Origin of the sequence: Bradyrhizobium sp. CB82, from assembly GCF_029714405.1 — a bacterium.
Taxonomy (GTDB): Bacteria; Pseudomonadota; Alphaproteobacteria; order Rhizobiales; family Xanthobacteraceae; genus Bradyrhizobium.
Map to the genome: position 1 here is coordinate 8,625,117 of NZ_CP121650.1, position 26,348 is coordinate 8,651,464.

The 26,348-nt window shown below is 64.4% G+C and carries 21 protein-coding genes and 3 pseudogenes; 14 read left to right on the forward strand and 10 right to left on the reverse strand.

Going from position 1 to position 26,348, the window contains the following annotated elements; translation table 11 throughout:
• Positions 1-205 precede the first annotated feature (205 nt).
• The 5 genes and pseudogenes from QA640_RS40910 (at position 206) to QA640_RS40930 (ending at position 4,640) form a co-directional block, all read left to right on the forward strand.
• Positions 206-1,711, forward strand: a complete 1,506-nt coding sequence (locus tag QA640_RS40910; protein ID WP_283038264.1) for a TAXI family TRAP transporter solute-binding subunit — start codon at positions 206-208, stop codon at positions 1,709-1,711.
• A gap of 103 nt (positions 1,712-1,814) precedes the next feature.
• The gene (locus QA640_RS40915) at positions 1,815-2,033 is read left to right on the forward strand and encodes a hypothetical protein (protein ID WP_283038265.1); all 219 of its coding nucleotides are present in this window, start codon (positions 1,815-1,817) and stop codon (positions 2,031-2,033) included.
• 149 nt (positions 2,034-2,182) lie between these two features.
• Positions 2,183-3,290, forward strand: a pseudogene (locus tag QA640_RS40920) (cyclic nucleotide-gated ion channel).
• Positions 3,291-3,302: 12 nt separating this feature from the next.
• On the forward strand, positions 3,303-4,088 hold the full coding sequence (locus tag QA640_RS40925; RefSeq protein WP_283038266.1) for an enoyl-CoA hydratase/isomerase family protein: 786 nt from the start codon (positions 3,303-3,305) through the stop codon (positions 4,086-4,088).
• A gap of 312 nt (positions 4,089-4,400) precedes the next feature.
• Positions 4,401-4,640, forward strand: a complete 240-nt coding sequence (locus QA640_RS40930; protein WP_283038267.1) for a hypothetical protein — start codon at positions 4,401-4,403, stop codon at positions 4,638-4,640.
• A 60-nt stretch (positions 4,641-4,700) separates the two neighbouring features.
• On the opposite strand, the gene QA640_RS40935 is transcribed toward QA640_RS40930, so the two are convergent.
• The 6 genes from QA640_RS40935 to QA640_RS40960 all read right to left on the reverse strand — a co-directional run bounded on the left by QA640_RS40935 (position 4,701) and on the right by QA640_RS40960 (position 11,899).
• Entirely contained in the window at positions 4,701-5,399 is a 699-nt protein-coding gene (locus QA640_RS40935) for a nitroreductase (protein WP_283038268.1), read from the reverse strand.
• Between the two features lie 120 nt (positions 5,400-5,519).
• Positions 5,520-6,764: an acyl-CoA dehydrogenase gene (locus QA640_RS40940; protein ID WP_283038269.1), complete on the reverse strand. Its 1,245-nt coding sequence runs from the start codon at positions 6,762-6,764 to the stop codon at positions 5,520-5,522.
• Positions 6,765-6,908: 144 nt separating this feature from the next.
• Entirely contained in the window at positions 6,909-8,036 is a 1,128-nt protein-coding gene (locus tag QA640_RS40945) for an acyl-CoA dehydrogenase family protein (protein ID WP_283038270.1), read from the reverse strand.
• A 164-nt stretch (positions 8,037-8,200) separates the two neighbouring features.
• Positions 8,201-10,072 (reverse strand): AMP-binding protein, encoded by a 1,872-nt coding sequence (locus QA640_RS40950; RefSeq protein WP_283038271.1) that lies wholly within the window; start codon positions 10,070-10,072, stop codon positions 8,201-8,203.
• 314 nt (positions 10,073-10,386) lie between these two features.
• Complete coding sequence (locus QA640_RS40955) at positions 10,387-11,145, reverse strand: SDR family NAD(P)-dependent oxidoreductase (RefSeq protein WP_283038272.1); 759 nt, start codon at positions 11,143-11,145, stop codon at positions 10,387-10,389.
• Positions 11,146-11,197: 52 nt separating this feature from the next.
• Positions 11,198-11,899, reverse strand: coding sequence for a TetR family transcriptional regulator (locus QA640_RS40960; RefSeq protein WP_283038273.1), 702 nt, complete (start codon positions 11,897-11,899; stop codon positions 11,198-11,200).
• Positions 11,900-11,999: 100 nt separating this feature from the next.
• On the opposite strand from QA640_RS40960, the gene QA640_RS40965 reads away from it, so the two are divergent.
• The 5 genes and pseudogenes from QA640_RS40965 to QA640_RS40985 all read left to right on the forward strand — a co-directional run bounded on the left by QA640_RS40965 (position 12,000) and on the right by QA640_RS40985 (position 17,570).
• The gene (locus QA640_RS40965; RefSeq protein WP_283038274.1) at positions 12,000-13,172 is read left to right on the forward strand and encodes an acetyl-CoA C-acetyltransferase; all 1,173 of its coding nucleotides are present in this window, start codon (positions 12,000-12,002) and stop codon (positions 13,170-13,172) included.
• 414 nt (positions 13,173-13,586) lie between these two features.
• A complete protein-coding gene (locus tag QA640_RS40970) occupies positions 13,587-14,747 on the forward strand; it encodes an alpha/beta hydrolase (protein WP_283038275.1) in 1,161 nt (386 codons plus the stop codon).
• A gap of 63 nt (positions 14,748-14,810) precedes the next feature.
• Positions 14,811-15,782: an iron exporter MbfA gene (gene mbfA, locus QA640_RS40975; RefSeq protein WP_283038276.1), complete on the forward strand. Its 972-nt coding sequence runs from the start codon at positions 14,811-14,813 to the stop codon at positions 15,780-15,782.
• Positions 15,783-15,886: 104 nt separating this feature from the next.
• Positions 15,887-15,988, forward strand: a pseudogene (locus tag QA640_RS40980) (cytochrome b); the annotation flags it as partial.
• Between the two features lie 109 nt (positions 15,989-16,097).
• Positions 16,098-17,570 (forward strand): amidase, encoded by a 1,473-nt coding sequence (locus QA640_RS40985; protein ID WP_283038277.1) that lies wholly within the window; start codon positions 16,098-16,100, stop codon positions 17,568-17,570.
• A 250-nt stretch (positions 17,571-17,820) separates the two neighbouring features.
• Here the strand turns inward: QA640_RS40985 and QA640_RS40990 are convergent.
• A pseudogene (locus QA640_RS40990) lies at positions 17,821-18,864 on the reverse strand (Zn-dependent alcohol dehydrogenase); the annotation flags it as partial.
• A 77-nt stretch (positions 18,865-18,941) separates the two neighbouring features.
• Complete coding sequence (locus QA640_RS40995) at positions 18,942-20,726, reverse strand: acyl-CoA dehydrogenase family protein (RefSeq protein ID WP_283038278.1); 1,785 nt, start codon at positions 20,724-20,726, stop codon at positions 18,942-18,944.
• Between the two features lie 245 nt (positions 20,727-20,971).
• Between QA640_RS40995 and QA640_RS41000 the strand changes: the two genes are divergently transcribed.
• Positions 20,972-21,673: an SDR family NAD(P)-dependent oxidoreductase gene (locus QA640_RS41000; protein ID WP_283038279.1), complete on the forward strand. Its 702-nt coding sequence runs from the start codon at positions 20,972-20,974 to the stop codon at positions 21,671-21,673.
• 121 nt (positions 21,674-21,794) lie between these two features.
• The gene (locus QA640_RS41005; RefSeq protein ID WP_283038280.1) at positions 21,795-22,625 is read left to right on the forward strand and encodes an enoyl-CoA hydratase; all 831 of its coding nucleotides are present in this window, start codon (positions 21,795-21,797) and stop codon (positions 22,623-22,625) included.
• A 200-nt stretch (positions 22,626-22,825) separates the two neighbouring features.
• Here the strand turns inward: QA640_RS41005 and QA640_RS41010 are convergent, their stop codons facing one another.
• Positions 22,826-23,449, reverse strand: coding sequence for a GNAT family N-acetyltransferase (locus QA640_RS41010; RefSeq protein WP_283038281.1), 624 nt, complete (start codon positions 23,447-23,449; stop codon positions 22,826-22,828).
• A 67-nt stretch (positions 23,450-23,516) separates the two neighbouring features.
• Positions 23,517-23,720 carry a DUF1127 domain-containing protein gene (locus QA640_RS41015; RefSeq protein ID WP_283038282.1) on the reverse strand — a complete coding sequence of 68 codons (204 nt, stop codon included), beginning with the start codon at positions 23,718-23,720 and terminating at the stop codon, positions 23,517-23,519.
• Between the two features lie 111 nt (positions 23,721-23,831).
• Here QA640_RS41015 and QA640_RS41020 point away from each other — a divergent pair, with 111 nt between their 5' ends.
• The gene (locus QA640_RS41020; protein WP_283038283.1) at positions 23,832-24,725 is read left to right on the forward strand and encodes a transcriptional regulator GcvA; all 894 of its coding nucleotides are present in this window, start codon (positions 23,832-23,834) and stop codon (positions 24,723-24,725) included.
• A 140-nt stretch (positions 24,726-24,865) separates the two neighbouring features.
• A complete protein-coding gene (locus QA640_RS41025) occupies positions 24,866-26,197 on the forward strand; it encodes an MFS transporter (protein ID WP_283038284.1) in 1,332 nt (443 codons plus the stop codon).
• The last annotated feature ends 151 nt before the right edge of the window (positions 26,198-26,348 follow it).

Genomic DNA, 26,348 nt, shown 5'->3' on the forward strand with positions numbered 1-26,348 from the left:
ATCGCAAGGTGTGGCCAAACGACGATAGGGACCGGTCGCCGTCGCCGCTCGCGGTAACGTTACCTGCGGCTCGAAATTTGCATTCTGCCGCCGGAGAGCTATCATCCCAAGCACGGATTATCGTACTTTTTTCAGGCGCTTACGAATTTTCGGGCGGCCTTTGCCGGCAAGCCGGCCGCTGCCTGGCAACGGGATAAGGCCAGCCATGAGTGCTGAAGGCCAGATGTCACCGACCAAGCAGTCCCCAGCGTCGCGCCCGAAGGTCATCAAGACCAACCAGCAACAGGTCGTGCTCTATGTCGTGCTGACCTTGATCCTGTCGCTTGCCACCGTCTGGGGCGGCCGGGCCATGCTTCGCCATTCGGAGACCCTGACCTTTGCCGTCGGCAACGCCAACAGCGACGAGGCGCGTTTCGCCAACAAGCTCGCCGCCGTGCTCAAGAACAATGCCTCACGTTTCCGGATCAAAATCGTCAACAATCCTGACAACGCCAAGGCGATTGCCCAATTCGATCGCAAGCAGGCCGATCTCGCCATCCTGCGCACCGACGGCAAGATCCCGCCGCGCGCGCGCACGCTCGCCATCCTCGAGCACGATCTCGTGCTGCTGCTCGGCCCTGGCAACAAGAAGATCAAGTCGCTCGCGGAATTGAAGAAGAAGAAGGTCGCGGTGCTCGCCGAGAGCGATTCCTCGCTCGCCTTCGTACGCGGCATCCTCGACGTCCCCGACACGCCGGACGCTGCGGCACGCGTTCAGATGGCCCCGCAGGGCGCAACGCTGGACAAGCTGCTGGCGCCTGCGAGCGGCTATTCCGCGGTGATCGCCATCGTCCACGCCTCGAAGGCGGTGCGCGACAAGGCCTATGAGCAGGCCGCCAAGCGCGGCGGCTTCACGCTGAATGCCATCGACGAGGCCAAGGCGCTGGAGCGCAAGATTCCCGGCATTTCCGAGGAGACCTTGACGGCGGGCACGCTGTCGGCCTCGCCGGAGATTCCTGACGACGATCTCGATACGATCGGGCTCGAATGGCTGCTGGTCGCACAATCGAAGATGTCGGGAAGCACTGGCGGCGACCTCGCGCGGATCATTTACGAGAACAAGTCAGAGCTCGGGCTCGACAGCGGCTTCGCCACCAGGATCGAGCCGGCATCGACCGACAAGGACGCTTTCGTGATGGCCCAGCAGGGCGCGGCCGACTACATCAACGACGACACCAAGTCGTTCATGGATAAATACAGCGACATGATGTATCTGGGCGCCGGCGCGCTCAGCGTCATCGGCTCGATCTTCGCCGCGATCTACGCCAAGGTCACCAGGATCGCACCGGAGAAGGCCAGCGAGCTCTCCACGGCCATCCTCGATGTCGGCGAGCGCATCGAGCATGCTCATTCGCTGGACGAGCTCGAGTGCCTGGCAGACGAACTCGAAGCGATCCTGCGCAGAGCCGTCGTGGGTCTAAGAGACGGCACGATAAGCACCGACGGGCTCGATACATTCAAGCTCGGCTATGAATTCGTCCGCGACGAGATCGGCATGCGGCGCGAGCATCTGAAGCGGCACGCCGGCGATGCGCAACGAAATACCGGCGACGCCGAGAGGCGCGCCGGCGACGCCGAGAGGCGCGCCGGCGATGCCGACAAAGCCGCGCGCGAGACCGCCGCCCATGACGATACCAACGTGGTGGTGGTGAAGACCGCACAAAGCGCGTAAGGCCTGGCCTGCGACGCGGGGAACCCGCCCGCGCGACCGCGCCGCGCACCTGGAACTGACTCGATACGCGACGGTTGATGCTTCGCGCAACCGGAGATCGACCATGCGTTCACTGCTCGTCATCATCCTGTTCGCGATGCTCGCCGGCGTCGGCTATTTCGCCTACTCCGCCCTGTCCGTCGATGGTGAGCCGATTCCGACCGAAGGTTACGTGGCGCTCGCGCTGGGCGCCGGCTTCTCGGTGATCGTCGGCGTCGGGCTCATGGCGCTGTTGTTCTTCTCGAGCCGCCGCGGCTACGACGAGCCACCGCATTTCAAATAGCGATCTCAGCCACTCGCCCCCCTGGGTTGTGAGGTGAGCGCCGATAACGCTGTCAGCGTCCATCGTTGACGGCCCCCGCCTGCGCAGGCACTTTGGCGCCGCAGTCCCGACCGGGACGCAATCCAGCCAAGACCGGACCGCAATCCCGTATGTTCAAGCCGTTGATATCAGCTCTGGCGAAATTCGTGGCCGCGACGGCCGGCCGGAACATGACCACGGCGGCCTACGTGGCGGTCACAGTCGGCGTCGTGACCACGATGCTGTTGACGGTCGACCCCGCCTATGAGGCCGCGCATCACGGGGCGAACGCCTTGCTGTGGGCGTGCCTGGCCTATTTCGTGTTCGAATGGCTGGTCCGGCTGCGCCATGGCAAGACAGCAGCGGCTGGGACTCTACGTGCGGTCCTCGAGCGGCCTGGTCGATGCGATCGGGGCGCTGGCGGTGCCGGTCGCCCTGGTGCTGGGAGTCGAACCCAAGACGGCGTGGCTCCTCAGCGTGCTCTGGGTGCTCAAGGTCGTGCCGGGCATCCCGGGCCTGAGGCAGCTGCGCCGCGTGCTGGTGCTGGAATCGGGGCCACTGCTCAGCGTGCTCGTGATCTTCCTGATGGTGGTGTTCCTCGCCTCCGTTGCCGAATATTTCCTGGAACGCGACGTGCAGCCCCAGACTTTCGGCAGCGTGCCGTCGGCACTCTGGTGGGCGGTGGTGACGCTGACGACGACCGGCTATGGCGACGTCGTGCCTGTGACGCCGCTCGGGCGGATGGTGGCCGCGCTGGTGATGATCTCCGGCCTTGGCGTGTTCGGGCTCTGGACCGGCATTCTGGCAACCGGTTTCGCCGCCGAAACGCGTCGCGACAATTTCCTCAAGACCTGGGAGACCGTCAGCAAGGTGCCGTTCTTCGCCGCTCTCGGACCGTCCGCGATCGCCGACGTCACCCATATGCTTCGCACCATGGACCTGCCCGCCCGCACCATGATCATCAGGAAGGGCGCACAGGGCGACTGCATGTATTTCATCGCCTCCGGCGAGGTCGAGGTCGACCTGCCCGGCAAGAAGGTGGCGCTCGGCGAAGGCGCGTTCTTCGGCGAAATGGCGCTGCTCGGCAACAATGTGCGCGGCGCCAACGTCACGACCGTCACGGTCTCGCGGCTGCTGGTGCTCGACCTCGTCGATTTCCGCGTGCTGATGGCGCGGCATCCCGATCTCGCCGAAACCATCGATGCCGAAGCCAAACGCCGCGCGCTCGAAAACAAGTAGATGGAGACACCAATGTCGGATGCAGCCGAGACCGCCAGCGTGCCCCTGCTCGAGATCGACGGTGCGCGCGCCACCATCCGCCTCAACCGGCCGGAGCAGCTCAACCGGTTGCAGACCGAAGACCTCGGCGAGCTCGCGAGACTGTTCGACAGGATCGAGGCCGATCCCACGATCCGCGTGCTGGTGCTGACCGGCACTGGACGCGCCTTCTCCGCCGGCTACGACCTCAATTCGGTCGCCGAGCGTGCGGTGAGCGCGACGGAGCAGCAGAGCGCAGGCTCGGCGTTCGAAGTGGTCGTCAACCGCCTGGAGGATCTCGGCGTTCCGACGATCTGCCGCCTCAACGGCGGCGTCTATGGCGGCTCGACCGACCTTGCGCTCGCCTGCGACTTCCGCATCGGCGTCGACACCGCCGAGATGTTCATGCCGGCGGCGCGGCTCGGATTGCACTACTACACCAGCGGCATCAAACGCTACGTGAGCCGACTCGGCGTCGACAATGCCAGGATGCTGTTCCTGACCGCGCAAAAGATCAGCGCGCCCGAGATGCTGCGGATCGGCTATCTCACCGCCATGGTGGCACCAGAGCTTCTCGACGAAGAAGTCGACAAGCTCGCCCACATCCTCGCCGGCAACGCCCCGGTCGCGATGCGCGGCATGAAGCGCGCGATCAACGAATTCGCGCGCGGCGCGCTCGACGAGGCGGCAGCCGACCGCCGCCATCGCGAAAGCATGCGCGGCGACGAGATCAAGGAAGGCATCAACGCCTTTGCGGAAAAGCGGCCGCCAAGGTTTTGAGCTTTGCGGACTGCTCGCGATCATTGTGGTGCATTGAGCGCAAATGGCACCACGGCGCCGGTGTCGTCCCCGACAAGCGAGCGCTGATCCGGGACGACGAGTGGAGATTGAGGCGCGGCCATCGCACGCGATCGACACGTCGCATGATGCAGTCCCAACGACGCGCAAGGCCTGAGACCAACCCGTCTCCCGCCCTCCACGAAACAATCCTGAAACACGATTCCTGCTCGCGCGCATGAACGCGTTTCGGAGTCACGCCGACCGAGATGCAGGGACACAACAACGGCTTCGTGCCACACTGGAGAGAAGAGAATGTTTCGCAAGCTTGCCCTTGGTCTCGTCGCCGCCGGTTCGCTCGGCGTTGCCGCCCTCGCGCCCAGCGCCGCGTCGGCCCACGGCTTCCATCATCACTGGGGCCCCGGCTGGGGCTGGGGCTATGGCGGCCTCTATGTCAACACCGGCGTGAGCGGCTGCTACCAGGAGCGCGTGGTGCCGACCCGTCACGGCCCGCGCGTGCGCATCGTGAACGTCTGCGCGTACGGGATCTACTAAGCGACAACGTCCGGCAACGAAGCCCCGATCATGGTGATCGGGGCTTTCGTCGTCGGCAGCTCACTCGTCCACGAACGTCACGGTATCGGCCAGGCTCGCCCGCGAAGTGCGGTAGCTGTTGACCTTGTGGGCATGGTCGGCATAGCCGAACGAGATGCCGCAGACGACGCGGCGGTCGTCGGGCAGATTGAAATGCCGGCGGATCAAGCCGGAATGACGCGCGAGCGCGGCCTGCGGAATCGTGCCGAGCCCGAGCGCCTGCGCGGCCAGCATGAAGTTCGAGACATAGGCGCCGCAATCGATCGCGCCGTAAATGCCGAGCGGTTCGTCCGTGTGAATGATCGCGATATGCGGCGCGCCGAAGAAGTTGTAGTTCTCCAGCGCCTGTTTTGCGTAGGCGGCCTTGTCGCCACGGGCGATGCCCAGCGTGTTGTAGAGTTGAAAGCCGCTCTCGCGGCGCCGCTCCAGGTACACGCCGACATATTCGCGAGGCGGGGTGAAATCGTAATCGTCGCCGCGGCCGCCTGAGGCTTCCTGGTAGATCGCCTTGCGAAAGCGCTCCTTGGCCTCCCCGCTGGCGATCACGACCTGCCACGGCTGGCTGTTGCACCAGGACGCGGTGCGTTGGGCCGTCGTCAGGACGTGCGCGATGGTCGCGCGATCGACCTCCTTCGGCAGGAAGGCGCGCACCGAATAGCGCTCGTTGAGGAGCTCTTCGAGCACGCCGATGCGGTCTTTATGGTTCACGCTTGCGTCCATGGATCAACTCGCTTTCGTGCCCCAGTAGTGCGCTGCTGAACCGGGGCCCATTGTGGCCATCTGGGTCCCGGCTCTGCGGAGCGGCACTTCGTGCCGCACCGGTCCGGGACACGAGGATGTTCAGCGCCCCTTGGTCGGGATCTTGTTGTACGGCACGTCCTTGTCGACACGGATATCGCCGGGCAGGCCCAGCACGCGCTCGGCGATGATGTTGCGCAAAATCTCGTCGGTGCCACCCGCTATGCGCATCGAGGGCGACGACAGCAGCATCTGCTGGAACTGCCCGTGCACGGTCTCCTCGTCCGCACCGGTGAGAACGCCGGCCGCGCCTTGCAGGTCCATCGCGTAGGCCGCGATGTCCTGGAGCATCATGCCCGACACCAGCTTGCCGATGGAGTTTTCCGGGCCCGGACGCTCGCCCTTCGACAGCGCGGAGATCGCGCGGTAGCTGGTATATTTCAGCCCGTTCGATTTCACCGCCCAGCTCGCAAGTTTCGAGCGCACGGCGGGATCGTCGATCGCAAGGCCATCCTCCAGCATCAGGTTCGAGCAGAATTCGAACATCTCGGGCACGCCGGTCGCAAGCCGCGAGCCGATCGACATGCGCTCGTTCATCAGCGTGGTCAGCGACACGTTCCAGCCGTCGCCGACGGCGCCCAGGCGCTGGCTGTCCGGGATCACCACGTCGGTGAAATAGACCTCGTTGAACTCCTGCATGCCGTTGGCCTGCTTGATCGGCCGCACCTCGACGCCAGGACTCTTCATGCTGAGGAAGAACATGGTGAGACCCTTGTGCTTGGGCACGTTGGGATCGGTGCGCGCAATCAGGAGCCCGTAATCGGAATAATGCGCACCCGAGGTCCAGATCTTCTGGCCGTTGACGACCCAGCTATCGCCCTTCTTCTCCGCGCGAGTACGAAGCCCTGCAACGTCGGAGCCGGCGGCCGGCTCGGAGAAAAGCTGACACCAGATCTCCTCGCCTGAGGCGAGCTTTGGCAGATAACGGCGCTTCGCCTCCTCGCTGCCCCAGGCCATCACGGTCGGGCCGCACATGCCTTCGCCGATCTGGAACGGCTGCGTCAGCTTGCCGTAGACGCCCTCCTCCTGCTGCCAGATCACCCGCTCGATCGGCGTTGCGCCGCGGCCGCCATATTCCTTTGGCCAGTGCAGACAGGCCCAACCCGCCTCTGACTTCTTCTTCTGCCAGGCCTTGCCGACCTCGACCATGTCGTGCTTCGCAAGCCGGATGCGGCCGAGCGAGGATTTCGACAACTCCTCCTCGAACTGCTTCGGCGCATTGGCGTCGACCCATGTGCGGGCGATTGCGCGAAACTCGGCTTCCTGTGGCGTGTCGTCGAAATTCATGGCGAACCTCTCAATCCTTGCTCGGTGCGTCCGGTGGGTAAGGCGAAGCGTGCCAACCACCTTCAATTGTTATCGACAGAATTGGTGGGCACGGCGCTTGGCGCCTTTGCCCACCCTACGATTGAGTTCATCGCAGTTCTCTTGTCACGCCGCGTTCTTCTTGCGCATGCGGTCGATCAGCTGGTCTTCCCAATACGACAGGCTGCCGAGCCCCAGCGCGAGCGCGTTGGCTCGGCGGTAATACATGTGGCAGTCGAACTCCCAGGTAAAACCCATGCCGCCGTGAACCTGAATGTTGTTCTTGGCGCAATGCTGGAACGCCTGCGTCGCGCTGATGCGCGCGGCAGCGGCAGCTTCCGACAGCTCGGATGCATTGGTCGAGAGCGCCCAGGCGGCGTAATAACTGTTGGAGCGCGCCAGCGTCGCCGAGACATACATGTCTGCGAGCATGTGCTTGATGGCCTGGAAGGACCCGATCGGACGGCCGAAGGCAATGCGGTCGAGCGCGTAGTCGCGGCCCATTTCCAGCGCGCGATCGGCGCCGCCGACTTGCTCGAAAGCGGTGAGCACCGCGGCGCGATCGAGCACCTGGGTCAAAATGCTCCAGCCTTCACCCGCGGCCCCCAGCGGCTCGGCCTTGCAGTTCTTGAAAGTGAGCTCGGCCTGCCCGCGGGTCGGATCGAGATTGGTGAGGCTCCTGGCCTCGGCGCCACCGGCTTTGAGGTCCACGAGGAACAACGAGATATCGCTCTCGCGGCCGCTCGATCCCGTGCGCGCAGCAAGGATCGCGAAATCGGCAATCGCGCCATCCGGCACCGGCTTCTTCACACCGTTGAGCAGACCATTGGACGCGGCAAGCCTGATGTTCTTCGGCGACGGATTGCGCGTGCCCTCGAACAGCGCCAGCGTGCCGATCGCCTCGCCAGAGGCGATCGCCGGCAGCCACTTCTTCTTCTGCGCGTCACTGCCCGCGATCAAGAGCGCTTCGGCGGCGAGATAGACGGTGGAGGAGAACGGCACTGGCGCGTTTGCCCGGCCCATCTCCTCCGCGATCACGCAGAGCTCGAGATGGCCGGCGCCCGCGCCGCCGAACTCCTCGGGGATGGCGACGCCGAGGAAGCCCATCTCGGCGAGGCCCTTCCACAGCTCCTTGTCATAAGGCGCCTTGCCATCAAGCACAACGCGTACCGCCTTAGGCGAGCACTTTTCGCCGAGGAACTTGCGCGCCTGGTCGCGTAGCTGCTTTTGATCGTCAGAGAAATCGAAATTCATGGCGGCTTACCTTTTTTATTGTCTGGCGCTTGAATTGAGGCCGTCATTCCCGGGCGCCGCGTAAGCGGCGAGCCCGGAATCCATTTCACCACGTTCATGCGGCCCGATGGATTCCGGGCTCGCGCTGCGCGCGCCCCGGAATGACGAGTAGAGAGAAAGGCGCTTCATTTCAGCACGATCACGTCCTGATCAGGCTTCTCGGCATACAGCCGCTCCACCAGTGCCGCGCGGCGCTCCAGGCCGGCGCGCTGGTTGATGTAGCCTTTGTCCGTCAGTTCGTTGCCGTCGATCGAGGGCGGCTCGACCATCAGCATGGCGCGCGCGATGATCCGGCTGCTCGCGCCTTCGCACACCCTGTTGTGCGCTTCCAGTCCGCGCCTGAAGCAGGCGATCACCTCTGGGTGCTTCACGGCGTCCTCAAAGCTCAGCTCCGGATTACCAACGAGTTGGCGGCAGGCATGCAGGTTCGGCCAGGCGAGCAGACCGATGCAGGCGCGATCCTGTCCGGCGACCAGCGCATCATGCACGACCGGCGTCGTGGCCGCGATCGCGTCGGTGCGCAGCGAGCCGACATGCACGAAGGTGCCCGTGGTGAGCTTGAAGTCTTCCACCACGCGCCCCGCGAAGATGATGCCCTGCATGGGATCCTCGTCGTCGACGAAGATGCCGGCATCGCCGATGCAATAGAAACCTTCCTCGTCGAACATCCTCTTCGTCAGCTCAGCCTGGCCGAAATAGCCGGGCGTGACGTTGACACCGCGCAGCCGCAATTCGTATTTCGAGCCGCAGGGCACCATCTTCAGTTCGACGCCGGGGAACGGCAGGCCGATCAGACCGACGCGCTCGGTGTCCCAATAGGTGCCGGTCGAGGTCGGCGCGGTCTCGGTCGAGCCCCAGCCGGTGTAGAATACGATGCGTTCGCCGGTGGTCTTCACCGCCAGCGCCTGCATACGGTCGTAGAGATCGTCCGGCAGCCGCGCGCCGCCATAGGCCATGATCGCGAGGTTCTTGAAGAAGGAGCGACAGAGCGCATCGTCCTTCTCCATCGCCGCCGCAAGCGCTGCATAACCGGCCGGCACGTTGGCGTAGTAGGTCGGCGAGATCTCGTGCAAATTTCGCAGCGTCTCCTCGAACTGGCCCGGCATCGGGCGTCCATCGTCGATATAGAGCGTGCCGCCATCGATCAGGATCGGATGAAACGCAGCATTGCCGCCCATGGTGTGATTCCAGGGCATCCAGTCGAGCACGGTCGGCAGCGGGCCTCCGGGCGTGCGCGGCCGGACCTGCATCATCATAGCCGCGTTCGCGCACATCATCGCTTGCGTGTTGATGACGGCCTTGGGCATGCCGGTCGAGCCGGAGGTGAACAGCAGCTTGCCGATGGTTTCAGGCGTGATCCTCGCGATCGAGGCGTCGACGTCCTTGGTCACCGGCGTTGCCGCAAGCTCGGCAAAGCTGACGCTCTTGACACTTTCGCAGGCGCGAGCGACGTGCACGACGGTGACGCCGGTGAGATCGATCGCTTTCAGCGCTTTCTCGAAGGTCGGGCCATCCTGCACCATCACGACGGCCGGCTTGATCAGGTCGAACAGATATTTCAGCTTGACGTGATCGTGGCTCATCAGGGAGTAGGCCGGCGACACCGGCGCCGCCGGCGAGCGCGCCTGCATCGCAGCCTGCGTCATCAGCGCGTGCTCGATCGAATTGCCCGAGAGGATGGCGACCGGCCGTTCGTCGAGGCCGAGATTGAGCAGGCCCTGCGTCAGCGCATCCACAGTGCGCTTGGCTTCGCCGTACGACACTTTGCGCCATTGCCGATCGGGACCGCCGCGCTGCGCGAGCCAGATGCGGTCGGGCGCTTCCCTCGCCCATTTCGCCAGCGACGCCGGAATGTGCGTCTCGTAAGGCTGCAGCGGGATGCGCGACTTCAGCACCACCGTGCCGTCGTCGCGCCGCTCGACATTGATGTCGCGTGGCAGCCATTCGATCTTGCGAAAGGCGGGCTTCGTCATCACCGTCGCCGCATTCCCACTCATTTTGCGTCTCCCGGAATTATTGTCCTTTGCGGATCATTCTCGTTCAGCGCTTGATATAGACAGGCTTTCGCTTGTCGAGGAAGTGGACTTCCTGCATCCACGCTTGAAGTGGCTGTTATTGCGCCCTCTCCCCTTGTGGGAGAGGGCATGATCGCTGTGAGCCCAGTCTTCGTTTGGGTGAGGGGTTATCTCCGCGGAGAGAACCCTTCCTCCGGTGCCATAGCCGATGCGACGGCATCGGCGTCTCTTAAGAACGGCGGCCGAAGGCCGCCTATGCCACCTTCTCCCGCAGGGGAAGAAGGGAAGAAGAGCCTTTACCTCGGCGCCATCCGAATCGCGCCGTCGAGGCGGATGGTCTCGCCGTTGAGCATGGCGTTCTCGACGATGTGCACGGCGAGCGCGCCGTACTCCGCGGCGTCGCCGAGGCGCGAGGGATGCGGCACCTGTGAGCCAAGGCTCTTCAGCGCCTCTTCGCTCAGACCCATCAACAGCGGCGTGAAGAACAGGCCCGGCGCGATGGTGTTAACGCGGATCTTCTGGCTCGCGAGATCGCGCGCGGCCGGCAGGGTCAGGCCGACGACGCCGCCTTTTGAGGCCGAATAGGCGATCTGGCCGATCTGGCCGTCATAGGCGGCAACAGACGCCGTGTTGATGATGACGCCGCGCTCCTCGCCGATCGGCTCTGCCGTGACCAGGCGCTCGGCGAACAGGCGCAGGCAGTTGAAGGTGCCGATCAGGTTGACGTTGATGATGCGCGCAAACTTCGCCAGCGGATAGACGCCGTCCCTGCCGACGATGCGCTGCGAGCCGCCGATGCCGGCGCAGTTCATCAGCACGCGCGCGATGCCGTGCGCGCTTTCCGCCTTGGCGATGGCGGCCTTGATGCCGTCCTCGTCGGTGACATCGGCATGCAGCGCGACGCCCTTCACTTCCGCCGCGACCTTCTCGGCGTTCTCCTTGCTCTGGTCGATTACGCCGATCCTGGCGCCCTTGGCCGCCATGGCGCGGGCGGTCGCGGCACCTAAGCCCGAACCACCGCCGGTGATGAGAACGGCTACGTCTTTCAATTGCATCGTAAGTCTCTCCTTGGGCGTTTCTTCTCTGGACTTGAACGTCTTGGGTCGATCATCCGGCCGCGGCAGCTTGCTCGCCTCCCGTGAGGATGCCGCCGCAGATCAGCGTTTCCATGTGCTTGATGTATTGCCGGCAGACTTCGTCGGTGACCGGGCCGACGCCGGTCGCGCGAGACATCGCGTGCCGGCCGAAGAACAGGTGATCGCAGGCGCCGATCAGGCTGGTGTAGAACAACACTGGATCCGTGACGCGGAACTCGCCGCGGCTGACACCTTCGGCGAGCAGGCGACGGTGAAAGTCGAGCAGCGGCGCGACGAAGAACTTCGAGACCTCGTCGGCGGACTCCGCCGTGCTTTCATGCAGGAGATAGTGGATCAGCCGGTTCATGTAGGGGAAGCGGTGATAGGCACGGATGATGCCGCCGATATGCAGCTTCAGCTTCGCCGTCGGCGTGATCGGCTGCGCCAGCAGATATTCGAGGTTCGACAACTCGGTCGCAGCATCCCGCGCCAGCAGCGCGAGCAACAGGCCGTCCTTGTTGCCGAAGTGATATTTGACCAGCGCGGCGTTGGCGCCGGATTTCTGCGCGATGTCGCTGAGTGAAATCTCGATCGAGGAGCGTTCGATCATCAGCTCGCTCGCGGCCACCAGCAGTTTCTCCGCAGTGGAACTTTTGCCGCTCGGAAGCCTGTTCGGTACGCTGGTAGTCACTAAAGATCCCTGTCTCGCCCAATGGCCCGCAGATAAGCGCATGCAGCGTCTCCCCACAAGCGTTAATTGATCGATTGACTAAATCATCTGCCACCTCTTAAATCCGCGCCCGACAAACAGAACAATCCTGGGAGAGACCGAAATGGCCGAGGCTTACATCGTCGCCGCCGCGCGGACCGCCGGCGGGCGCAAGGGGGGCCGCCTCGCCGGCTGGCATCCGGCCGATCTCGCCGCAAAAGTGCTGGACGAGCTGGTCGACCGCACCAAGGCCGATCCGGCCCTGGTTGAAGACGTCATCATGGGCTGCGTGATGCAGGTCGGCGAGCAGTCCAACAACGTGGCGCGCAACGCGGTGATGGCCTCGAAACTGCCGGAGAGCGTGCCGGGCACCTCGATCGACCGGCAGTGCGGCTCCTCGCAGCAGGCGCTGCATTTCGCTGCCCAGGCGGTGATGTCCGGCGCGATGGACGTGGTGATCGCGGCCGGCGTGGAATCGATGACGCGGGTGCCGATGGGCCTGTCCTCGCAGCTCGCGGCCAAGAACGGCTTTGGCCACTACAAGAGTCCGGGCATCGAGCAGCGTTATCCGAACATCGTGTTCAGCCAGTTCACCGGCGCCGAGATGATGGCCGAGAAGTACGGCCTCTCCAAGGATGAGCTCGACGAGTACTCCTACAACAGCCACCAGCGCGCGATTGCGGCGACCCAAGCCGGCCACTTCAAGGACGAGATCGTGCCGCTCGAGATCACCCGCGCCGACGGCTCGAAGGACACCCATCACATCGACGAAGGCATCCGCTTCGACGCCAGCCTCGATGGCATCAAGAGCGTCAAGCTGATCGCCGAGAACGGCAAGCTGACGGCTGCGAGCGCCAGCCAGATCTGCGACGGCGCCTCCGGCGTGATGGTGGTGAACGAGCGCGGCCTGAAATCGCTCGGCGTCAAGCCGCTCGCGCGCGTGCATCACATGACCATGATGGGCGGCGATCCCGTCATCATGCTGGACGCGCCGCTGCACGCCACCAAGCGCGCGCTGGAGAAGGCCGGCATGGCAATTGGTGACATCGACCTGTTCGAGGTCAACGAGGCCTTTGCCTCGGTCCCGACCGCGTGGCTGAAGACCACCGGCGCCGATCCCGCCCGCCTCAACGTCAATGGCGGCGCGATCGCGCTCGGCCACCCCCTCGGCGGCTCCGGCACCAAGCTGATGACGACGCTTGTCCATGCGCTGAAGCAGCGTGGCAAGCGTTACGGCCTCCAGACCATGTGCGAAGGTGGCGGCATGGCGAATGTGACGATCGTGGAGCGGTTGTAAGCCTCTCGTGTCCCGGACGCGATGCAACGCGAAGCGCCGCGTCGCAGATGCTGCGCTGCGTCCGGGGAACGTCACAGCTAGCTGTACGAGCAGGACGAGATCGACTACATCATCGGCGATTGCGGCGCCAAGGTCGTCATCACCATGCTGCCGCGCACGCCCACCGGCAAGCTGGTCAAGCGCCATTTGCGCGACCGCTGTTGGCCGAAGGCGGCGGTGAAGATCTAGGTGAGCTCTCGTGTCCCGGGCGCGACGCGGCGCGCAAGCGGTGCGGCGCAGAGCCGGGATCCATGGCGATTTCCTGTATAGTGTCGAAAAGCTGGGCCCCGGTTCAGCAGCGCGTCCTTGCATGCCGCGCTGCATCCGGGGCACGAGAAAACTTGCTGCGTAATGCGGCCACGACGAGGAAGTGCCATGACATCCCTCCCCGACATTCCCCTGCCCGCCGGCATCCGCTCGCGCTATGTCGATGGTATCAACGGGCTGCGCATGCACGTGCTCGAAGCCGGCTTCGAGACGCGGGAGCGGCCCTGCGTGCTGCTGCTGCACGGCTTTCCGGAGCTCGCCTTTTCCTGGCGCAAGGTGATGCCGGCGCTCGCCGCTGCCGGCTATCACGTGATCGCGCCGGACCAACGCGGCTATGGCCGAACCACGGGATGGACCGCCGACTATGACGGCGATCTCGCGCCGTTCCGGCTCTTCAACCTGGTGCGTGACGCGCTCGGGCTGGTGTCGGCGTTCGGGTACAAGCAGGTCGATGTGGTCGGGCATGATTTCGGCAGCCCAGTCGCATCCTGGTGCGCGCTGGTGCGGCCCGATGTGTTTCGCTCGGTGGCGATGATGAGCGCGCCGTTCGGCGGGCCGCCGCCCCTGCCGTTCAACACAACCGACAAGCCGATGTCGCCGCCGAGCGATGATCCCGTGCATCGCGAGCTCGCCGCGCTGCCGCGTCCGCGCAAACACTATCAGTGGTACTATTCGACACGCGAAGCGAATGCCGACATGCATCGCGCGCCGCAGGGCGTGCACGATTTCCTGCGCGCCTACTATCATCACAAGAGCGCGGACTGGACGGACAACAAGCCCTATCCGCTGAAATCCTGGTCCGCCAGCGAGCTCGCAAAACTGCCGACCTATTACGTGATGGATTTCGACGAGACCATGCCGCAGACGGTCGCGAAGGAAATGCCCTCGCCAGCCGAGATCGCCGCCAACCTGTGGCTGCCGGAACGCGAGCTTGCCTACTACGGCGCCGAATACGGTCGCACCGGATTCCAGGGCGGACTGCAATGGTATCGCTGCGGCACGTCGGGCGCTTTCAATAGCGAATTGCAACTATTCGCGGGCCGCACCATCGACGTGCCCTCCTGCTTCATCTCCGGCAAGCAGGATTGGGGCACGTATCAACGCCCCGGCGTGTTCGAGGCGATGCAGGCACGCGCCTGCACGAACATGCTCGGCTGTCATCTCGTCGACGGCGCCGGTCACTGGGTGCAGCAGGAGCAACCCGCCGAGGTGAGCCGGCTGCTGCTCGACTTCCTCGCCCGGGCGCGGGCGGCAAACGGGACGGTTTGACCGCGGATATCCGGCGTCCTATAACACTTTAGAATTATTCTAAAGTAAGCAACGGTACCCAACGTGAAGAATTTCGCTGATCTGACCGAACGCGAGGTGCTCGCGGTCGCCATCGCCTCCGAGGAGGAGGACAGCCGCATTTACATGGCTTTCGCAGAGGACCTGAAGGACCGCTACCCGGACTCGGCAAAGCTGTTCGAGGAGATGGCCGAGGAGGAGCGCGGTCACCGCCACATGCTGCTCGAAATGTATGAGCAGCGTTTCGGAAAGCATTTGCCGCCGATCCGCCGCGAGGACGTCAAGGGCTTCCTGCGCCGCCGCCCTATCTGGCTCACCAAGAACCTGCCGCTCGACACCATCCGCAAGGAGGTCGAGACCATGGAGCTGCAGGCCGAGCGGTTCTACATCAAGGCCGCCGAGCAGGCGCAGGACGTCGGCGTGCGCCGGCTGCTGGGCGATCTCGCCGAAGCCGAGAAGGCCCACGAGAAGACCGCGACGCGCCTGACCGACAAGATCCTCAGCCCCGATGTGCGCGCCGAGGAAGATCGCACCAGCCGCCGCATGTTCGTGCTGCAATATGTGCAGCCGGGCCTCGCCGGCCTGATGGACGGCTCGGTCTCGACGCTGGCGCCGCTGTTCGCGGCGGCCTTCGCGACGCATCAGAACTGGCAGACTTTCCTGGTTGGGCTGGCCGCCTCGATCGGTGCGGGCATCAGCATGGGCTTTGCGGAAGCCTTGTCGGACGATGGCTCGCTCACGGGCCGCGGCTCGCCCTGGCTGCGCGGCATCACCTGCGGCCTCATGACCGCGCTCGGCGGCCTCGGCCACACCATGCCTTATCTGGTACCCGATAGCTGGCCGAATGCCTTCTGGATCGCCACCGCGATCGCCTGTGTCGTCGTGTTCTTCGAATTGTGGGCGATCGCCTTCATTCGCGCGCGCTACATGGACACGCTGTTCCTCCAGGCGGTCTTCCAGATCGTGCTCGGCGGCGCCATCGTGCTCGGGGTCGGGATATTGATCGGAGCGGCCTAGGTGGCAACGGTGATCCTGAGCTATCGTCCGTCGGATGCCAACGCAGGCTTGACCAGTGGTCCCACGAATCGGTCCGCGCACACCTATGCGCGAGAAAGGTCATGGAGTGGGCGCTCCTTGTCACCATCGGCCTCCACGTCGCCGCTGCGCTCGCGCACATCTTCATTTATCGCGACCGCGTGATGCGGCGCATGCTGCCGGGATAGTCTTGCGTCGACGCAATCTCCCGCCACCGCAATAGCTGTCAAACCGCAGTTGCGACTTCATGCCAAACTGCGCATCGTCATCGCCGCCATGAAGAGCAGGAGAAATGCCTTGGCCAAATCGGAATGGAGTTTCAGGAGCGCAACCGAATTGTCGGCCGCGCTGACTGCGAGGAAGGTTTCTGCCGTCGAGCTCACGCAAGATGCCATCGCGCGCATCGAACGCCACGATGGCAAGATCAACGCGGTCTGCGTACGGGATTTCGACCGTGCGCTCGCCGCGGCGCGCGAGGCGGATGCCGCGCTGGCGCGCGGCGAGAAGCGACCGCTGCTCGGCCTGCCGATAGCGATCAAGGAATCCTTCAACATCGCCGGCCTGCCCACGACCTGGGGCTTCGTGCCGCAGAAGGATTTTCGGCCGGCGGAAGATGCGCTTGCCGTGGCCCGCATCAAGACCGCCGGCGGCGTGATCCTCGGCAAGACCAACGTGCCGGTAGGGCTCGGCGACTGGCAGAGCTACAACGAGATCTACGGCACCACGAACAATCCTTACGATCTCGGCCGCACGCCTGGCGGCTCCTCCGGCGGCTCGTCGGCAGCACTCGCCGCTGGCTACTGCACGCTTGCGACCGGATCGGACATCGGCGGTTCGCTGCGCGTGCCGGCCTTCCATTGCGGCATCTACGCCCACAAGCCGACCATCAATATTTGTGCGGCGCGCGGCATGACGCCCCCGCCGTTTCCGGCCATTCCGCACGACAACGACCTCGCCGTGATCGGCCCGATGGCGCGCACGGCAGCGGACCTCACCTTGCTGCTGGATGTCATGGCTGGGCCGGATCCACTGGAGGCCGGCGTCGGCTACAGGCTCGAGCTGCCGGCTGCACGCCATCAGACGCTGAAAGACTTTCGCGTGCTGGTGATCGACAGCCATCCGCTACTGCCGACCGACCGGGAGGTTCGCGGCGCGATCACGAAGCTCGCAGGCGATCTCGCAAAGGCCGGCGTGACCGTCGCACGCGAGAGTGCCCTGCTGCCGGATTTCGCGGAGACCTCGCGGCTCTATATGCGCATGCTGCTGGGCTTCCTCGGCGCGTTCTTCATGCCCGACATCTATGCGGGCGCGCAGGCCGGCGCGGGCCAGCTCTCGCCCGCGGACAAGAGCCTCGCCGCCGAGCGGCTGCGTGGCATCGTCGCGAGCCATCGCGCCTGGGTGCTCGATGCCGGCGCGCGCGCCGGCTTGCGGGCTCAGTGGCGCGCGCTGTTCAAGAGCTTCGATGCGGTGATTTGCCCGATCATGCCGACGCCGGCCTATCCGCACGACCATACGCCGGAGCAGGACGACCGGCGCATCATGATCGATGGTGAAGCCTACCCCTATTCAGACCAGCTCGCCTGGCCCGGCATCGCGACGCTGCCTGGGCTGCCGGCAACCGCGGTTCCGCTCGGGTTTTCCAAGGACGGCCTTCCGCTCGGTGTGCAGGTGGTCGGCCCCTTCCTCGAAGACCGCACGCCGCTGAAGCTCGCCGAGTTGATCGAGCAAGAATTCGGCGGCTTCAAGCCGCCGCCCATGTTTGGTGATTAGTCTCACCGGATCGTCATTGCGAGCGTCAGCGAAGCAATCCAGAATCCTCCCGCGGAGATTGCTTCGCTCGCGGTGTCAGCCCACGTGTCGCGGTGAGATGTGGCGAGCCAACCTCTCCGCTGTCATGCCCCGCTTCAAGCGGTGCATCCAGTATTCCAGAGGCGGTGAAATTCACAACGACCAGCGCGGCGTACTGGATCGCCCGGTCGACGCCGGGCGATGACGCCGAGTTAGGGCTAACTGTCGAACACACGCTGCGCAGCGTCTTGCCGGCCTTCATGTTGGCGAAGCCTTCGTTGATCTCGGAGAGTTTTAGCTTGGCCGAGATCCAGTCCTCGAGGTGCAAGCGGCCGCGCAGGTAGAACTCGACCAGGCGCGGCATGTCGACGCGAAAGTGGTTCGAGCCCATCGACGAGCCCTGGATCTTGCGCTCGCGCAGGAAGTCGAAGCCGTGCAGCTCGATCGTCGTCGCGGTGCCGCCGGCGGCGAGCATGCCGAACGCCTGCTCGGCGGTCTCCTTGCGCCCGAGCACCTCGAAGGAATGATGCACGCCGCCATTGGTGAGGTCGCGCACCTGCTTCACCACGTCGCCGTCGGCGGGATTGATGATGTCGGTGGCGCCGAGCTTGGTCGCAAGCTGGAGTTTTGCCGGGTTGGTATCGATCGCGATGATGCGGCCGGCGCCGGCGATCTCAGCACCGTTGATCGCGGCCATGCCGACGCCGCCGCAGCCGATCACCGCCACGGTCTCGCCGGCCTGGACTTTTGCGGTGTTCACGACCGCGCCATAGCCTGTGATCACGCCGCAGCCGATCAGCGCGGCGAGTTCGAGCGGCATGTCCTTGCGGATTTTGACGATGGCGTTCTCGTGCACGAGCATCTGCTCGGCGAAGGACGACAGATTGAGGAACTGGTGCAGCTTCTCCGGCTTCGACCACTGCATCCGATCGGAGACACCGGGCAGCATCTTCACCGTGGTATCGGTGCAGAGCACGGTGCGTCCCGTCGTGCAATTGTCGCAAGTGCCGCAGAACACCGAGAGACAAGTGACGACGTGATCGCCCGGCTTCACATAGGTGACATCGGAGCCGACCTGCTCGACGATACCTGCCGATTCGTGGCCGAGCACGGCGGGCAGCGGGTGCGGATAGAGCCCCTCCATGAAATGCAGGTCGGAATGGCAAAGACCAGCGACCGCGGTGCGGATCAGAACCTCGCGCGGGCCCGGCTTCGGCAGGCTGACGTCCTCGATGACGAGCGGCGTGTTGACTTCATAGAGGACGGCGGCCTTCATTTGTTTGTTTCCTTATTATTGTCGTTTCGTTGGCGGCGATATCGTCACCTCTCCCATTGGGAGAGGTGACGCGCAGCCTACGCTGCCAGAACCAGTTCGCCAACCTCGGCCATCGTAGCCGCGCGATCACCCAGCAGCAGCGACACGATTGCTTGCTGGGCTGGATTTTCCGTGAGCCGGAACGGATCGCTTGGCGATACCCGATGATCGATCACGAGCCGCGACAACAGGAGCCGTCGCGCATCGCCGCGCATCTCGTGGATGCGGTGCGATTCCCATGCGAGCGAAACGGCGCTTGCGACGTGATAGAGCAGGCTGGTGACGCGCCGCGCATCGGCTTCGTTGTCGGCGCTATCCGCGACCTCGCGCGCGAAGCCGACTGCGCGATCCGTGAGCCCGCGCAGTCGATCACGCCAGACCTGCGGCACGGATGCACTGTCGTCGAGTCGGACGTGCAGATCGGCGGCGAGCGCAGCTTCTGCGCCATGGCGACCCACCGCCCGCGTCAAGGCATCGATGGCGACGATGTTGCCGGTACCCTCCCAGATCGAGCCGAGATGCGCATCGCGCAACAGGCGCGCGGTGGCGAATTCCTCGATGTAGCCGATGCCGCCGCGCATCTCGAGCGCATCGCCGCAGACTTTTCGTGCATCGCGTGTGGCGCGGAATTTCAGCGTCGGGGTCAAGATGCGCAAGAGCGCCGCGGCATCCTGGCTGCCGGCTTCGGCGCGGTCGAGTGCGTCGGCGGTCAAAAAGCTCATCGACAGTGCCTGCTCGACCGGCAGCATGATCTTCATCATCTGCCGCCGTCCGAGCGGCAGGTCGATGATGCGCTTGCCGAACACCACGCGGTTGGTCGCGACCGTCATCGCGTCGTGGTAGGCGCGCCGCATCAGCGCAGTCGACTTCACGCCGTTCGAGAGCCGCGAGGAGTTGACCATCTCAGCCATCTGCACGAAGCCGCGATCGAGCTTGCCGACCGCATAGGCGATTGCGCCTTCGAGCTTGATCTCGCCAGAAGCCATCGAACGGGTGCCGAGCTTGTCCTTCAGCCGCACGATCCGGTAGTGGTTTTGCGAACCGTCATCGAGGAAGCGCGGCATCAGGAACAAGCCGACGCCGCGCGTGCCGGGGCCGGCGCCCTCAGGACGCGCAAGCAGCATCACGACTTTGGCGTCGGCATTCGAGCAGAACCATTTTTCGCCATAGAGCCGCCAATGGTCGCCGTCCCGCACCGCGCGCGTGGTCAGCGTGCCGACGTCAGAGCCGCCCTCCTTCTCCGTCATGAACTGGCCGCCCTGCGTCAGCTTGCTCATATCGGTCTGGGTCAGGCCGTCCAGATATCTCGCCTTCAACGCCTCGTCGCCGAAATTCGCGAGCAGCTTTGCGCAGCCGTCGGTGACGTTGATCGGGCAGCCCATGCCGAATTCGGTCTGGTTGAACAGGAAGGTGAAGGCGTGTTTTGCCACGACGGGATATTTGTCCGGCCAGCCCATGATGCCCTTGCGGATCGACAGCGCATGAATGCCGAACTCACCGAACGCAGCCTTCTCCAGCTCGCGATAGGCCGGATGATATTCGATCCACTGCACGTCGCGACCGAACTTGTCGCGCTGGTGCAGCACCGGCGTATGCCGATCGGCGAGACGCGCGCATTCGTCGAGAATGCCGCCGGCGAGTTCGCCGAGACGGTCGAGATGCGGCTCGATGTGACGGAATAACGAATCGGGCAAATGGATGCGCAACAGATCCGTCAACGCCGGATCGGCGCGGTAGAAATTCATGCCCGTGGTGTCGGGCGCAAGCAGACCCGGCTGCTCGGCCGCGACGTTTTTCCGCTGCGGCGTGCTCGGCTTGTGCATGGCCCACCTCTCTCGTTTCCGTCCCGCGGCATTTTCCGCCGCTTTGGTGCTTGCTGCTTTGGATGATGTTGATCATGCTCCAGGCAAGAATGCGGATAAAGCCGCAAATCGTCAGGGAGGGATGAACGTGGCGATGACCGGGACCGCTCTGCGGAATTGTGATCGGCCGCTTCGGCGGGCGCAGCTGGTCGTTCGAGCGAAGCATGCATAGATACGCTGTTCCTGCTCCCGTTAAGGATCGCACCATGGAACATCCCAAGTACAACATCGCGCTCATCGTCGGTGCCGGTGAAGGCCTAAGCGCCTCGCTGGCACGGCTGTTGTCCGCGCAGGGCCTGCGCGTGGCGCTCGCCGCGCGAAAGATCGAAAAACTTGGCGCGCTCTGCGGCGAGACGGGCGCGAAGGCCTATGCCTGCGATGCGACCAAGCCGGAGGAGGTCGAACGTCTGTTCGGCCTCGTCGAGCGTGAAATCGGCACGCCTGATGTCGTGGTCTACAATGCCAGCGGCCGCACGCGCGGACCCTTTGTCGAGCTCGTCGCAGCCGATGTCGCGCAGTCGATCACCGTCAGCGCCTTCGGCGGGTTCCTGGTGGCGCAGGAAGCGGCCAAACGCATGCTGCCGGGCAAGCACGGTGCGATCCTGTTCACGGGCGCATCGGCCAGCGTGAAGGGCTATGCGCAGTCGGCGCCGTTCGCGATGGGAAAGTTTGCGCTGCGCGGGCTTGCGCAGAGCATGGCGCGCGAGCTGGCGCCGCAGGGCATTCACGTCGCCCATTTCGTCATTGACGGCGGCATCCGCAGCGCAGCGCGCGCGGAAGCGCCGGACAAGCCGGATTCGATGCTCGATCCCGATGCGATCGCCGCGAGCTATTGGAACGTCCTGCAACAACCGCGCAGCTCCTGGGCCTGGGAAATGGAACTGCGGCCCTGGGTGGAGAAGTTTTGAGGCAATAACCGCAATCGTCATTGCGAGCGAAGCGAAGCAATCCAGAAATGTCTCCGCGGATAAAGGCTGGATTGCTTCGTCGCTTTGCTCCTCACAATGACGGAGGAGAACGAGGAGCGCAATGACCACCGAAACCACCATCGACACCGGCACGGACGAACTCCTCTGCGTTATTCGCGACCGCGTCGCGGTGATCACGCTGAATCGGCCGGAGGCGCGCAATTCGCTGTCGGACATGCTGACGCCGGCGCTGCGCACCATGATCCGGACCTGCGGCGAGGATCAAAATGTCGGCGCGTTGCTGATCACCGGTGCTGGCCATGCCTTCTGCGCCGGCGGCGACGTCAAGGGCATGGGCGCGCATCGCGACAAGGCGAAGCTCGAGATGTCCTTCGACGACCGGGTCGCCGATTTGCAGGAACGGCAGCGGCTCCTCACCGGGGCGCTGGTGTCGGTGCGCAAGCCGACGATCGCGGCGCTGCCGGGCCCCGCGGTCGGCGCGGGGCTCGCCATCGCCCTGGCCTGCGACATCCGCATCGCCGCGCAGTCGGCGTTCGTCGCCACCGGCTATGCCCGTGTTGCGCTCAGTGGTGACTACGGCATCGCCTGGCTGCTCACGCGTCTCATCGGCACGGCGCGGGCGCGCGAGTTGATGTTCACGGGCGACAAGGTGGACGCCATCAGGTGCGAGGGGATCGGCCTCGTCAATCGCGTGGTGCCGGACGACAAATTGCAGGATGAAGCCTTCACGCTGGCCAAGTCGCTCGCCGAGGGACCGCGGCTGGCGCTGCGCTACATGAAGGACAATCTGGACGAGGCGCTGCTGTTCGATTTCGAGACCGCCCGCGACCATGAGGCCGGACGGCTGATCCGCCTGACCACGACGGCCGATCACAAGGAGGCCGTGCAGGCCTTCATCGAGAAGCGCAAGCCGGTGTTTGCGGGGAAGTAAGCCGCGCCTTTCATGCCGGAGCCATTGGTAGCCGATCGAGCGAAGCGAAATCTGGAGCGCCTGCGAACGTGGCACGAATCCCGGATTATGCTTCACTCCATCCGGGCTTCGCGGCAGGCCAACCGACTTCACCAATGAAGACGCCGCGCGAGTAAAGAAAAGCCCGGTTCTGGTCCACCAGAACCGGGCTTCGAGTAGGGTCAGGCTGTGGCTGAGGGGCTTTCGGCCTGACGGGAAAGGGCGGCGAGACGCCAGCTTGCGCAGGGAATGTCCTTCGGCACGACCGCGATCTCCTTGTCGAACCGAACCAGCTTCCAGTCGTCCGGATGACTGACGAAGGCGAAGCCGGATTTGCGCGCAAGCGAGATCATCACGTCGTTGGAGCGCAGCGTGTCGCCGAAAATGTGCTCGGCGCCGAACGCAGCCGCGCGGCATTCGAGGTTCTCGAGCAGTGCCGTGCCGATGCCATGGCCCTGCCAGCGGTCGTCGACCGAGAGGCCGAACTCAATGGCCGAAGTCTCGGCGTGGAAGGCGTAGCGCGCTTCGCCGACGATGGTCTCGAAACCATCGACCATCATGGTTGCGATCACGCTGAAACGCTCACGCTCGCCGACATGGGTGAAGTCGTGCAGCAGCGCCTTCGGCAGCTCGCTCAACGCGCCGAAGAAACGGTTGTACCGGGAGCGGGACGACAACGAGCGGAAATAGTGCTGGAGCTCATCGGTATCGCGCGGCTCGACGAAGCGCACGGTGAGCGCGTCCCCGCGACGGGTGCGCAGCGTGTCCGAATATCGCTCAAGATCATCCAGGCGCAGCGTGCTCATGGGAGCCTCCCGCGGGACAAGGGACCGCCGGCGCCCCTCTCTTGAGGCGGCGCCGGCCGGCGGCCAATCAGGCCCGCCAGAAAGGTTTTTCAGCCTCCAAGGCAATATCGCTCCAGGAGAGACCGACGTCCTGGAGATCGCGGGTGGTCCACTGCGCGAGCTCTTTCCGGGTGCGGTAGCGCTCGTACCAGACATGCAGCGTGTCGCCGATCTGGTACAGCAGGCCGGGCGCATGATGATTTGTCATCGAATGGGTGGTATAAGTGGACATCTTCAGCTCCTGGAGCTAACTTTCAGCCGAAATATCCGCCTCAAAACGTCTTTCGACAAACGACAATTTGTACCCTTTCGCATGAAATAAGCTCATGTATCCTGCTGCCAAATGACTGCCAGATTGCCTTCGCTCAACGGTTTGCGGGCCTTTGAGGCCGCCGCGCGCCACCTCAGCTTCACGCTGGCTGCGGCCGAGTTGAACGTGACGCAGACCGCGATCAGCCATCAAATCCGCAGGCTCGAGGAGGAGCTCGGCACCCGCCTGTTCGTCCGCCAGAACCGCGCGCTGTCACTGACGCCGGAGGCGCGCGACTACCTCCCCGGGGTCCGCGCCGCCTTCAACGACCTCAGGCTTGCCACCGACCGGCTGCTCCGCAAGGACGACGACAAGGTGCTGACCGTCTCGACCATCGCCTCGCTCGCCGCCAAATGGCTGCTGCCGCGGCTGACCAATTTCCAGGAGCAGCATCCCGGCATCGACGTTCGCATCACCACATCGACCAGCCTCGTCGATTTCCAGCGCGACAACGTCGATGCCGCGATCCGTTACGGCCGCGGCCAATGGCCGGGCGTGCGCGCCGAGTGGCTGATGCGGGACGAATTGTTTCCAGTGTGCAGTCCGTCGCTGCTCAGGGGCGACAAGCCGCTGCGCACACCTCAGGACCTGAAAGACCACGTGCTGCTGCACACCAACAATGGCGACGACTGGCGGCTGTGGCTGACGGCAGCGGGGCTTTCGACCAGCATTTCCAAGCAGCCCGGCATCACCTTCGACATGACGCTCATGACCGTGCAGGCGGCCATCGACGGCATGGGGGTGGCGATGGGACGGACTACCTACGTCCAGGACGACATCGCCAAGGGCCGCCTCGTGGTCCCCTTCCGGATCGCGCTTCCGGCCGATGCCGGCTTCTACCTGGTCGCACCGGACGGCCACCGCCAGGCGCCGAAACTGGTTGCGTTCCGTGACTGGCTGGTCGCTGCAGCGCAGAATAAAGCCTGAAAAACCATCAGCATCGGCGGCGAAATCGGTTGACTCCCGCAACCTCACGCGAGAGGGGTAAGACAGTTTGTCGCAAGCACGTCCGTCGCCTGCCGTGAAAATGAGTTCCGGTCCGGCCACATCCTCAGGGAGCAAGCGTCATGGCTGGACCAGCCACTTCAACCAATCCGCCCGAGATCAAATCACGAATCGGCGCCATCCTGCGCGCGACCTCGGGCAATTTCCTCGAGCAGTTCGACTTCTTCCTGTTCGGCTTCTATGCCGCCGCGATCGGCAAGGCGTTCTTCCCCTCGACCAATGAGACAGCCTCGCTGCTCAACACCTTTGGCGTGTTCTGGCTCGGCGCGTTGATGCGCCCCGTCGGCGCGATCGTGCTTGGCGCCTATATCGACCGCATCGGCCGCCGCCAGGGCCTGATCGTCACGCTCGCGATCATGGCCGCCGGCACGGTGGTGATCGCGTTCTGCCCGAGCTATGCGACCATCGGCATCGCGGCGCCGATCATCGTGCTGCTCGGCCGCCTGTTGCAGGGCTTCTCCGCCGGTGTCGAACTCGGCGGTGTGTCAGTTTACCTTGCCGAGATCTCGACGCCGGGCAATCGCGGCTTCTACACCTCGTTCCAGTCGTCGAGCCAGCAGGTCGCGATCTTCGTGGCGTCCATCCTCGGGTTTATCCTTTCCGAGCTGATGCCGGCCGATACCGTCGCCGATTGGGGCTGGCGCATTCCTTTCTTCGTCGGCTGCCTGATCATTCCATTGATCTTCTTCCTGCGGCGGACGCTCCAGGAGACGCCTGAATTCCTGGCGATGAAGAAACATCCGACCGCGGCGCAGGTGTTCTCATCGGCGATCGCCAACTGGCGCATCGTCATCCTCGGCATGATGATCGCGATCCTCACCACCACGACGTTCTATTTCGTCACGGTCTACACGCCGACCTTTGGCAAGAACGTGCTGAAGCTGTCGACACAGGATGCGCTGCTGGTCACGCTGCTCGTCGCCGTGACCAACTTCATCTGGAATCCGGTCGGCGGCGCGTTGTCGGACCGCATCGGCCGCAAGCCGGTGCTGCTCGCCATCGCCTGCCTGTCGCTGGTCACAGCCTATCCGGCGTTGCATTGGCTCGTGGCCGCGCCGACCTTCGGCAAGCTGCTCGCGGTCGAGATGATGTTCTCGTTCTATTTCGGCGTCTACAGCGGCACCATGCTCGGTGCGCTGGTCGAGATCGTGCCGGCGCATGTGCGCACCACCTGCTTCTCGCTCGCCTTTGCGCTCGCGGCCGCCCTGTTCGGCACCTTCACGCCGTTCGCCTCGACCTGGCTGATCGAAAAAACCGGCGACAAGGCCTCACCCGGCTTCTGGCTGATGTTCGCCGCCGTGCTCGGCATCATTGCGGCCTCGACGGTCTACCGCGGCGGCGGCCAGGCGGTGGCGACGTATGATCCGGTGGCGGAGCCGATCCCAGGCCGTTGATCGTCGTTCCGGGGCGCCTCGAAGAGACGTTCTTTTGCCTCTCCCCGCTTGCGGGGAGAGGCCGGATTGCATCGCAAGATGCAATCCGGGTGAGGAGGACTCTCCGCGGGTCTCACTATCACCGTCCCCGTGGAGACTCCCCCTCACCCCA